The sequence below is a fragment of the Schleiferilactobacillus shenzhenensis LY-73 genome (assembly GCF_000469325.1).
GTDB lineage: Bacteria > Bacillota > Bacilli > Lactobacillales > Lactobacillaceae > Schleiferilactobacillus > Schleiferilactobacillus shenzhenensis.
In genome coordinates this window covers 17,604-27,670 of record NZ_KI271606.1, presented here as the reverse complement: position 1 = coordinate 27,670, position 10,067 = coordinate 17,604, and the positions used below count along the sequence as shown (strand labels likewise).

Sequence of the window (10,067 nt, the reverse complement as noted above, 5' to 3'; positions counted from 1 at the left end):
CCGTTTTCGTCCTTGGTTTTGAACAACACAGCGATGTCGTTGGGGGTGAGGTCCTTGTTGTAGACCTCAGTCCCGCCAATCAACTTGATCCCAAACCAGTCGACCTTGGCCTGACTGGGCAGGTCCATCAGCTCGGCGGTCAGCTTGGTCTCAGTGATTCCGGAGCTCAGTGTTACGTATGGTGCGTCATCTGCCGGGATAGTCTTAAGATCGTTGGTCAATTCCAGCTGCACGCTGGTCAAGCCGGGGACCTTAGTCGTCGGTGCGGCGACCAAGTCGTTGGCCACCAAGCCATATTCGAACGCAGATGTACCAATTTTTACTTTGCCCATTTGAATACCTCCATTAAAATAGGGACCAGCTAAAAGCCGATCCCTTGCGATTGATATTGTCCGGTAAGCATCCGCAGTGCGGGTGTGTCGCCGTCAATGTAACTGTTGTGGTAGTAGCGCTCCCAGCCTGCGTCGTGCAGGGTTTGGTAGAGCAGCTGGTCGATCGTGCTGATGTCGTTGACCCGCACCCGGTCGACCCAGCAGTCGACTTGCACCGCCGGGTACTCGATAATGCGGTTGTCGTCGGCATAGAGTGCGTCGTCGCCAGGTACCAGACCAATCCGCACCCATGGAGACAACTTGACCAGGTCTTTGTCCGATTGGTTGCTAAAATCCGGCGTCTGGGTATAGATGGCCCGGCCCTTGGCAGGACGGCCCCGAACACGGTCGAGCAGATTGATCAGGTCGCTGCTGTTGTACAGGACCTGATAGACGATTTGGTCAGCGAGCATCTAATCACCAACCTTCAAATGCTTGATGAAGGCTTCCAGCACTGGGTCTTTGGCTACCTCACGCGATTTCTGAATGAAATGCTGGGCAGGCTGCCGACTGGTGCCGGAATCCGGGAAGTGTACCCGTGGGCCGGTCCGCATGGAGTAACCAACATCAACGACCGCTTCATCGTTGACCCAGCGTACTCGGTCGAGCTCGATGTCATCTCGCATGTGGCCTGATGGTGCAAGTACGACTCCCACGGGAGTGTTGGCTGTCAGCTTATCGGCAAACACTGCACCGCCATCCTTGACGGCCGCCTTGGCTTTGGCTTGCATCCCATAGCGCAGCTGGTCGACCTTAGCCAGCATCTCGTCAGCACCAGTCACCTCAACTCCCATTTGTCCCACCTCGCTTTCGGGCCGTGATCGTAGTCAAATCACGACGCTCGTAATCCGGGTCCATCCCAGTGATCTCGTACTCGACGCCCCGCCAGATAATGCGCCACTCAGGCTGCACGTTGACCGCCGCCAGATAGCGCACCAAAAATGTCGGTGTGTCCTTGCGTGTGCCCAGCTTGGTCTGCGGATCAGTCGCCTCGCGGATCGTGATCTTGGGCACCTCAGCCCAGACCGTGCCGTGGTCAACCTTGACACCGTCAATCGGCACGCCGTTGATCACATCGGACTCATAGGAGACAAACTGGATGCGCTCAGTCATGCGATTAGTCCGCATGGGCGTCACCGTCCTCGGCAGTCTCGACCTCGGCCCGCAGCTGGTGAATCACATTGGTTACCGGGGTACTCAGCGGGTATCGCATGATCTCCGCACCCAGACCCCGGTAGTCGTAATCCTCTTTGACCGTCTTGGCGAGCGCCGCGAAAAAGCGGTCACGGTACTCAGGCTTACTGAGATAATCCTCAGGGTTGCTGCCCATCTTGATCGCCGCGGCCAGCTCAGCGCCCGCATCAGTGACCAAAAACTGCAGCATGTCGTCCTCGATGTCTTGGTCGATTTTGGCGTACATCTTGAGTACCTCCCACTGCGCGTCAGTCAGGGGCTTGTGCGCGCCAGTATCCTCATCCATCAGCACCACCTCCGATCAACTTGAGCAGGTCGGCCTTGAGGGTCACCCCGCTGTGGTCGATTGCATGAGCGTCGAGCCAAGCGATGATCTCCGCAACCGTGTTGCTGGCGGTGGGTTTATCGCCCGCTTGACTATCGGGCACGACTATTTTGACAGTGTGGGTGTCGAAGCAGTATAGGTCAGGAAGAAACCGGCTGCACTATCGGCCTTGGCGACCCCAAAGCGGATGCCAGCGCGCAGATACTGGCCGTACAGGTCGTTGTCGACCCAACGCACGGTCAGCTCGGCCCGGTCAGCAAACAGCACGGCCCGCTTGATGTCGCCGATAAATGCGTGCGCCTCGCCAGCCGCGCCGAAGGTCGTGTCAGAGACAACCACGACCGGGATGCCCAAGACAGTCTTGCCGGAGGGGCTGGTGATACTGTCTTGCAGCAAGTACCGGCCGTTGCCATCCTTGAGCGTGTCCAGTGCGTTATAAAAGCTGGCGCTGGCCACAATGGCGCGAGTGTATGCCGGGTCCAGGTCGACGTTGTTGATGGTCTTGAGGTCGTCAACGCTACCGATCGTCTTGGCCGGGAAGGTCTTAAGCACGGTAGCAATCGCCGCGTTGTTGGTGTTGCGTACCAGTTGCTGGGCGTTGGCGTTGACGATGCCGATCAGGTCAGCAGCGGAATCGTCGATGGACTCCTGAGACAACGGAATTGCGCCACGGTAGGTCGCAACCGCCCATTCGACATCGCTAAATTGAGGCTTGCCCAGGGCGGGGTTCTTCTCCAGCTCGCCCACAGTGTGGAGGGTGTCGGTGACATTCTTGAGCACCGGATACTTGCCAGACGCCGACTTGGCCGCGAACACGTTAACGAACGGCTTGAGGTCAACGACCGTCTGCACCTCGCGTTGCGGCACATAGCTGATGTCGACCGGGATGGTCGGGGCCGCATCGGGACTGGTGATGCCAGTGGTGGTGGGCGTGTCAGACGCCGCACCTGCGCGCAATAATTCTCGCGGGATCACGATGTCCTGACCGCCGGACTTGCTGCGGATTGCCGCATTGATCTCGGCGCGGCGCTCATCGGCGACAGGCGCGGTCTTGACTGCGGTGGGATTGGGCTGTTCTTGGCCCTTGATTGCTTGTTTGTACAAATTTGCACGCTCCTCATCTTGTTTGATGGCGTCGTTGAGTTGATCCAGGGCGGCTCGCTTTTCCTTTGCCGCCGCAAATTCTTCGTCAGATTCAGCCTTTTCGGCCAAGTCGCGCACTTCCTGGGTCAGCGGAGCAACCTGGGCGCGCTTTTCGTCAATCTCTTTGGTCAATGCTGCTAACTTTTCGTCAATGGTCATGTTTGTATACCTCCATAGGTAGAGTTGTGGGTACAAAAATAGCCCCAAAAGACTGTCGTGTCGGTCTTTTAGAGCTTGTTGAGCAGCTGCTGGCGGCGCAGTTCGCGGATCATCTTATCCCGGTCACTCTGCCACGCGGGTGGCGCAGCGGGTTGTTGGGCCGCCTTGAGCAGCACCAGACCGCGACTGCCCACGGTGACCTCGGTATCCGGGTACGCGGGCCGCGTCACTGGGCTCACATCGTAGATATGGGCGATCGCCTTGATCGTCCGGGTGTAGTCGGCCTCATCGCTGTCTGACGGGGCCCACTCTTGCGCTGCATCATCGTCTGGCAGGTCAAATGCAAAGCTGGATTGCTTGATGATCCCGGCTTTGATGTTTGCTGTCAGGTCGCGCCACAGGTTAGTGTCTTCCGGCGTGATCCGGTACTTGAGCCCGATGTTGTCGACACTTAAGCCGAGATTGACACCAGTGCGGCCCAGAATCTGTGATTGGTCATGGTTAAACAGCGCCACTACATCGTTCAAATCTGTGCTATCCAATGCGTGCGGGTCGATGGTCTCGATAAACCGCACGCCAAAACCCATGACCTCTGATGGCTTGTTAAACTTGAGTGCATAGCCCTCAATCACCTGCGGTGCGTCGGGCGTCTCCGCATCCCGCAACACCAGCGGCGTCGCAGTCATGCGGATTTCTTTTTCTTCAGCCAAACTCATCACCTCCTTTAATGGGGTATGCAAACATTAGTTCTTGGCGTCGTCGCTGGTCGCTTTGGCTGACCCATTGCTGTTGTGGGTCTGTTGATATTCGTCCTTGATGTCCAAAGATACGGTGTTGAGGGTCGACATGATCTGATCCATGTGCGGATCGTTGAGCGGCTTCTTGCCCAAGCTGGCGCGGCCCTCGTTAGCAGTGATGATGCCACCCCCGACCGCGGTGTTGACCTCGGCAATCGGCGTCGGGTTGACGGACCGAGTGTCAAAGTCAAAGCGGTATTGGTGCCGGTCAGTGTCGTCGAGCAGCTTCATTTCAAATTCGCTGGTGATGGGTAAAAAATAGAATGGCAGCTGCTGCCGAATGTAGTCGTCAGACAGCTGGCTGACCGACTGGTTGGGACTGTTTTGCGCCAACCGATAAGCCGGCACGCGCAGGGCCTTGGCAATCTGCGCCGTGCTGTAGTTGTTGGAGTTGATCAGCTGCAGGACGCTGGTGTCGACTTCCAGAGGCTTATAATCAGTTGTCTCGTCGATAACGATTGGCGAGCCGGCTGTCGCACCCTCTTGTGCGCGCTCGAACTCCTCACGAGTCTTCTTACGCGCCTCAGGGGACAGCTTGGCGCCCTTTGCTTTGAGGATCGACCCTTTGAGACCTGAGCCAAAAAACTTGGTCAGTGTCTGGATACCCGCCTCCTGCAGACCAATCTCTTGGCCCAGAGATAGCAGCGGCGAGCGCCCGGTAATGGTATCGTATGAAAAAAACTTAAAATGGATCACATCGTCGATGCTGACAACTTTTTGGTTGAGCGAGTTATATGGGGTAAACGTGTACTTGATGTGGTCGAGGTCGGTCGTATCGATGCTGGTCTGGCTGGGTGCGTAGAATTCAAACATCGCCGGCGCCCCGGTGAGCGGATCACGCACGATGCGGCTGTATGCGTTGCCGGTCAGGATTGCGTTGACCATCATCGAGAATCGCCACTGATAGGCGCTTAAACGCTTGTTAGCCTTGACGTTGACAAGATAATCGATGTCATCCATGTCAATGACAGCATCCGTCCGGCGATCCTTGATGATCAGTGGGAAGCGAGACACATCGCCAGCAATGATGCTGACAGCAGTCAGCACGTCAGAGTTGCGCAATGCACCGATACCCACGTAGCCGCCGCGGAATGCTGGTAACGTGCCGTCCGCGAAGTAATCATCTGCCCAATGGGGGTCGGCGTCAGTTGCGTTTTGGCTTAAACTGCGGAAAAATGCCACTTAAAATCACCCCCTCTCTGGCGTAATCTTGTCCTCATGCCGAATCACGACTGCTAATAACACCAGCAGCACCCCAGCACCGATCCGGCCCAGAATGGCGTTGATGCTGTACAGACCTGCGCCAATCAAGAAAAGACCGGCAATCAGGGTCAGTTGCCAAGTGTTGGCAATCGCCAGCTGCAGGAGTGTCAGCAATAGCTTGCTCAACCAACGGCTAGCCGACTTGATGTGTCGCAGCATTTTGTTGTTGTTTTTCACGTGGTTATCCTCCTCAGAAGCCAAAGCCGCCATTGAGCACGTCGTCATCGGTCAGCACGTCATCCGTCGCGCGATACGCAATGCTGTAGGCATCTAGCGCTGCATCAAGCATGTCGATTTTGTTGGCATACTTGTTTTTGTTGATCCGGACACCGTTATTGTCGGACATCAGCACTGCATTGACCGCGGCGGCCCGCAGGATGCGGTTGTCGCTGTGCTGGATCTTGCCCGCGATCAGGTCGTCGCGGAATTGCTTAGTCGGCATTGACAACGTGATCGTGCCCTGCCGAATCTGCACCAGCGGCCACTCCGGGTGGCGCTTCTCGATCGCCGTGAGCAGAGGGCCGAATTGATAGGGATCAAACATGATCCCCTGTACATCCAGGCCATTGTCGTGGATGAAGGCTTCCAGCCACTGATACACGCGGTCATTGTCAATGACGCCGCTCTCCAGCTCAGTGATCTCACCCTCGCCCGCTTGCTCAGCCGCAAGATAATCGACTTTGTCGGTCTTGATTTTGGCCTCGATGCCACCCTTGCTGGCGACAAACGCGTATCCGTCCAGCCACCAGCCATCGTCGTGCGGAATCAGCCAGCTAATGGCAAACAGGTCGCTGGTGCGGCCCACATCGACTCCAATCCAGGCTTTTTGGCCCGCGATACTTGGTTTTTCGGCTAATTCTGACTTTTGCCACGCCTCAATGTCGAGATAACTGTCCTCGGTAGACTGGCGCCACATGTTAAAATTCTTTACCAAGACTTGGTTATACTGGCCTTTTGCGAGACCCTCCTTGCGGCGTTTACGCAAAAATCCCAGCATCACGTCGTGCTGTGCCGGGACTGTCAGAATTGGGTTGCTCTTGACCCAGGTTGATTCGTCTTCAATTTCTTCCACACTGTCCTGCTCAGCGACATAAGCAAAATATTGGTCGTCAGTCAGCTCCCCGCGCAGGACCTTGTCGGCATATGGGTACTCAATCGTGCGCATGGGCAGGTTGAGGTCAAAGCCGGCGGTGCTGATAATCACCATCAGCGGGTTGAGCAGCTGTCCTTGACCGGATTCCAGTAATTCCATCATTTCGGTGGTCTTACTGGCTGCGTACTCGTCGAGGATGGCGACCGCGGGCTCAAAACCGTCGATGGCGCCGGTCTCGCGGGATAAAGGCCGGATGTAACTGTAGTCGTCGAGGTTCTTGATCTCGTCCCTGACTTTTTTGGTCGAGCGGCGGATCTCAGGATCAATGGATTGCAGCGCTGTGAGTTGCTTAGCCACCATCTTAAATACGATACTGGCCTGGTTTTTGTCATTGGCGGTCGTATAGATTTGCCGCGAGTACGCTGGCTCTTTGGCCAGCAGCAACTTTTCGAGGGCGATACCGGATACCAAAATCGACTTGCCCGACTTCCGAGCCATCGAGATAAATGCTTTGTGATACCTCGCGAGGTTCGGGTTGTCTCGTCGCACCCAGCCATAGAGGCTGCCGATAATAAATTGTTGGTAGTCAGCGAGCCCAAACGGCCGCATGGTCTTGGGATCAGGCAAAATATCCATAAAACCGATGGCTTTTTCGGCTTTTTCGACGTCAAAAACGTAAGAAAAGTCCGAGTTTTTTGCCTTTTCCAGGTCATTCAAATGCCGTTTTGCGGCCAAAATCACCTTTTTGGAGGCGAGAATCTCGCCGCTGACAACCTTTTGTGCGTATTCTGTTGTGCTGTCGGTCAAGATTTATCACCTCCTGAGGTAGATTTAGCCGAAGCGGGCCTTGATGCCAGTCGGCTTGTTGCTATCCTGTTTGGGCATATTCATGGCCATCCGGGAATTGACCGTCAGACCGAGGTCGGAAGCCAGGGCCTTGATATTCTTGGTCGATTTATCCAGCTGCATCATCAATGCTGCCCGTTCGTCCATGTCGGTTGTGTCCTGCAGTCGCTCGGCTACGTCAGTGTAAATGGCGTACCACGTGCAATACATCTCCAGCTCAGCTCGATCCAAATCTCGAATAGGCAGTGTTCCCAGATTAGCAACTACTCGACGATATTCGGCGGCAGCGGCGGGACTGAGATGTGGAGACGGCTTAGCCTGGATCGGTGCCAGTCCGTCTGCGGCCAATGCCTGGGCAGCCGCTTTAGTCTGCTGCTGCAAAACTGTCAGATTACCGGTACTTGCCTCCAAAACCTTGTATTTACGTCCCATGTCGTCACCTCCTTAGCTTACTGTCCCAAGCAATTGAGCAATTTTAATTCACAAGCCATGCTGGCCAAAAAATAATTTTTAGAATTTGCGGCACACAAAGGGGGGCTGCGTCCGAACGCTTACTCTCCCAAGGCCCCCGAAAAAATTAATAGGGGGTGGGTCGGGAGTCTCCAGACGCCGAGTGTGTGCCGTTTGTGAAGTAATTTTGGTTTGAAAAAACTGTTTTGGAAAATTGCTCAAAAGCATTATTTAATCTTGATAAACTTGTCGAATTGGTTTGTCGCTTTGGCAACATCAACTTGTCTCATCAACTCTGTGACAACATCACTATCGATATCGAGCTTGCTCAGTCTATCCATACATGTTGACTTATCAGTATCGATCAGGATGTGCTCAACGTTGTGACTGACCAACAGACTGTCGAGCCTTGTGTCTGGTCCAGCCAAGATGATCCACACTCGGTTGTATCTAGTGTCGACCTTGACCTTGCGCAGCAGCAGCTCATAGGCCAACTCAGCGTAGTCGTCGATGTCCGCATCCACATCGTACTTGCCGCGACCAGAGAGAGACTGCATCAACGCATACTTGTCGATGATGATGTCATGCTCTGCCTCGTGCTGCTGCACATAGCTTGCTCGACCAGATCCTGGATACCCGCAGACCACCGTTACTGTCATCGCCCGTTGCACCTCCCGTTGCTTGGCCCGCTCCTCGCGGTCTGTCTTGATGTGATGGCAGCTGTCACAGAGAGCCTGCAGGTTGTCTGGATCAAGACGATCAGTCCAGTCGTCAGCGCTCGGCACAATGTGATCGACCATCGTCGCTGGCATCCCACAGTGTTGACACTCACCGTTGTCGCGCAGCAGCACCTGTGCACGGGTCTTACGCCAGATGCTCGAGCTGTAGAAGCGCGTGTACTCTGGTCGATTCTGACGCCGGTCGCTGCTGTAATTGCGGTCTCGCTCTTGACGTGACGGCTCACTGTAATCGACCAAGGTCGGTCGACCGTTGACGACCACTAATTTTTGGATAGCCATCACAAATACCTCCCGGGATATATCGGCCAGCCTCCACCGGTCAATTAATCGCTGACCTACAAAAACAGCCACCCTCTCGGATGGCTGCCCCACATGAACAGGCTTGGCAGGACTTGAACCTGCATGAACGGTTTTGGAGACCGTCATCTTGCCATTGGATCACAAGCCTATGTGCTTCGGGCCATTGCCCGAAGACTATACACTTGATGGCGTGCATTACGCCATGTGGACAGCATATGTCGAGGGGATTATCTCAATCGTCCACAATATCATCTTATCGCTTAAAAACCGCTATCTGGACCCAAAAAGGGGAAACATGTCACCATCCAAGCTCAGCCCGCATCATCTCGAAGAACTTGGCCCGCCGCTTCTTGACTGCGCTGGGAGTGAGGTTGACCTTATCAGCCACACCCTGGAGTGTCAGCGTTGGATGCTGCTTGATGTACAGCTCGTAAATGATAGTGATTGTCTGGTTGTCTGAATTGTCCAGGCACTCCTGCACGACCCGCTTGTTGCGCTCGAGATTGCTCAGTCGCCGGTCATCGGCAATCGTGATGGCCATTACTTCAGCCGGCTTGCCAGGAACATTAGACCGGCCACCTCCAATATTCCCATCTGATTCCTTCCACGGATGCATAAGGGCCTCTTCACGCTCCTGGACATATTTGTCGATGTTTGGGTAGTCCTTCAACACCCGGACGATATGGTTAAATACTTCGCGTTCTATAGTAGTCCACCTCCTAGAAGTCCTGCCAGTCAGACGACGGATCTGTTGGGTCTGCCTTCGGCTTAAGTTCGGTCTCTGTATACTGAATCAGGACAGCGTGACCGCCGGTCTGTTTGAGCACCTCCGGCAGGTCGTCGTGATGCTCCGAGAAATCGTAGGCATCGTGGATACTGCCAATTGTAATAGCCTTCTCCCAGTCAGACATAGAGTAGCCAACACTGTATATCCCTGTGCCATAGCCCACGTATCCCTCACCAACCTTAACCAACAGCCGATATGGAAACGGGCCTGCCTTGCCAAGCGGTAGCATGAGCACCTGTTTAGCTGGCTCTGGTTTCACTACTGATTCGGACCGTTGCTCGCGTCTGAAATGGTTGATTATTCTGTCACCCCAGATAAACCAGCTGATCCAAAGTAGCGTCCCCAAAATCCAGAAAATACCAAGCCAGTTCACTTTTGTTTCCCCTCCTCTTCAATCAACCTATCCAGGTACGTACGGGCCTTAATCAAGTCTTCCATGCCGTTCTTGTCCCGATAGCGGACAATGTACTTAATGATGTTGCCAACCAGAAAGACACGCGCAGTGTCGCCGAACAGCAGATATAGCACGGCAATCACATCCACAGTGCCATGCCGGTAGTAATCGGGCCGGATATTCTTGTCAGTCATGGTGCGCCTCC

At 54.8% G+C, this 10,067-nt stretch carries 15 protein-coding genes and 1 tRNA gene; all 16 read right to left on the bottom strand.

Annotated elements, in window-relative coordinates; genetic code table 11:
- Window positions 1-332, bottom strand: a 332-nt coding sequence (locus L248_RS16370; RefSeq protein ID WP_040536826.1) for a major tail protein, incomplete at its 3' end; no start/stop codon positions are given.
- Between the two features lie 29 nt (window positions 333-361).
- Entirely contained in the window at window positions 362-784 is a 423-nt protein-coding gene (locus tag L248_RS16365; RefSeq protein ID WP_022530703.1) for a hypothetical protein, read from the bottom strand.
- Window positions 785-1,165, bottom strand: coding sequence for an HK97-gp10 family putative phage morphogenesis protein (locus tag L248_RS12940; protein WP_040536824.1), 381 nt, complete (start codon window positions 1,163-1,165; stop codon window positions 785-787).
- Entirely contained in the window at window positions 1,155-1,499 is a 345-nt protein-coding gene (locus L248_RS12935) for a phage head closure protein (RefSeq protein ID WP_040536823.1), read from the bottom strand. The genes L248_RS12940 and L248_RS12935 overlap by 11 nt, the downstream gene beginning before the upstream one ends.
- Window positions 1,489-1,851 (bottom strand): head-tail connector protein, encoded by a 363-nt coding sequence (locus tag L248_RS12930; protein ID WP_040536822.1) that lies wholly within the window; start codon window positions 1,849-1,851, stop codon window positions 1,489-1,491. The genes L248_RS12935 and L248_RS12930 overlap by 11 nt, the downstream gene beginning before the upstream one ends.
- 144 nt (window positions 1,852-1,995) lie before the next feature.
- Window positions 1,996-3,192: a phage major capsid protein gene (locus L248_RS12925; protein WP_022530698.1), complete on the bottom strand. Its 1,197-nt coding sequence runs from the start codon at window positions 3,190-3,192 to the stop codon at window positions 1,996-1,998.
- Window positions 3,193-3,260: 68 nt separating this feature from the next.
- On the bottom strand, window positions 3,261-3,878 hold the full coding sequence (locus L248_RS12920) for an HK97 family phage prohead protease (protein WP_040536848.1): 618 nt from the start codon (window positions 3,876-3,878) through the stop codon (window positions 3,261-3,263).
- A 57-nt stretch (window positions 3,879-3,935) separates the two neighbouring features.
- Entirely contained in the window at window positions 3,936-5,171 is a 1,236-nt protein-coding gene (locus L248_RS12915; RefSeq protein WP_022530696.1) for a phage portal protein, read from the bottom strand.
- A gap of 6 nt (window positions 5,172-5,177) precedes the next feature.
- Window positions 5,178-5,429 carry a hypothetical protein gene (locus L248_RS12910; protein WP_040536821.1) on the bottom strand — a complete coding sequence of 84 codons (252 nt, stop codon included), beginning with the start codon at window positions 5,427-5,429 and terminating at the stop codon, window positions 5,178-5,180.
- A 13-nt stretch (window positions 5,430-5,442) separates the two neighbouring features.
- Window positions 5,443-7,152: a terminase large subunit gene (locus L248_RS12905; protein WP_022530694.1), complete on the bottom strand. Its 1,710-nt coding sequence runs from the start codon at window positions 7,150-7,152 to the stop codon at window positions 5,443-5,445.
- 24 nt (window positions 7,153-7,176) lie between these two features.
- Window positions 7,177-7,623, bottom strand: a complete 447-nt coding sequence (locus L248_RS12900) for a P27 family phage terminase small subunit (protein WP_040536819.1) — start codon at window positions 7,621-7,623, stop codon at window positions 7,177-7,179.
- A gap of 245 nt (window positions 7,624-7,868) precedes the next feature.
- Complete coding sequence (locus L248_RS12895) at window positions 7,869-8,660, bottom strand: HNH endonuclease (protein WP_040536845.1); 792 nt, start codon at window positions 8,658-8,660, stop codon at window positions 7,869-7,871.
- Window positions 8,661-8,758: 98 nt separating this feature from the next.
- A tRNA-Trp gene (locus L248_RS12890) sits at window positions 8,759-8,829 on the bottom strand.
- A 150-nt stretch (window positions 8,830-8,979) separates the two neighbouring features.
- Complete coding sequence (locus L248_RS15670) at window positions 8,980-9,363, bottom strand: transcriptional regulator (protein ID WP_281169995.1); 384 nt, start codon at window positions 9,361-9,363, stop codon at window positions 8,980-8,982.
- 37 nt (window positions 9,364-9,400) lie between these two features.
- Complete coding sequence (locus tag L248_RS12880) at window positions 9,401-9,841, bottom strand: hypothetical protein (protein ID WP_040536816.1); 441 nt, start codon at window positions 9,839-9,841, stop codon at window positions 9,401-9,403.
- Complete coding sequence (locus tag L248_RS12875; protein WP_022530688.1) at window positions 9,838-10,056, bottom strand: DUF3310 domain-containing protein; 219 nt, start codon at window positions 10,054-10,056, stop codon at window positions 9,838-9,840. The genes L248_RS12880 and L248_RS12875 overlap by 4 nt, the downstream gene beginning before the upstream one ends.
- Window positions 10,057-10,067: the final 11 nt, after the last annotated feature.

Bases quoted from the DNA above. Each gene is read 5' to 3' on its own strand.
- L248_RS16365 (WP_022530703.1), bottom strand. From the start codon at position 784: ATGCTCGCTGACCAAATCGTCTATCAGGTCCTGTACAACAGCAGCGAC.
- L248_RS12940 (WP_040536824.1), bottom strand. From the start codon at position 1,165: ATGGGAGTTGAGGTGACTGGTGCTGACGAGATGCTGGCTAAGGTCGAC.
- L248_RS12935 (WP_040536823.1), bottom strand. From the start codon at position 1,499: ATGCGGACTAATCGCATGACTGAGCGCATCCAGTTTGTCTCCTATGAG.
- L248_RS12930 (WP_040536822.1), bottom strand. From the start codon at position 1,851: ATGGATGAGGATACTGGCGCGCACAAGCCCCTGACTGACGCGCAGTGG.
- L248_RS12925 (WP_022530698.1), bottom strand. From the start codon at position 3,192: ATGACCATTGACGAAAAGTTAGCAGCATTGACCAAAGAGATTGACGAA.
- L248_RS12920 (WP_040536848.1), bottom strand. From the start codon at position 3,878: ATGACTGCGACGCCGCTGGTGTTGCGGGATGCGGAGACGCCCGACGCA.
- L248_RS12900 (WP_040536819.1), bottom strand. From the start codon at position 7,623: ATGGGACGTAAATACAAGGTTTTGGAGGCAAGTACCGGTAATCTGACA.
- L248_RS12895 (WP_040536845.1), bottom strand. From the start codon at position 8,660: ATGGCTATCCAAAAATTAGTGGTCGTCAACGGTCGACCGACCTTGGTC.
- L248_RS12875 (WP_022530688.1), bottom strand. From the start codon at position 10,056: ATGACTGACAAGAATATCCGGCCCGATTACTACCGGCATGGCACTGTG.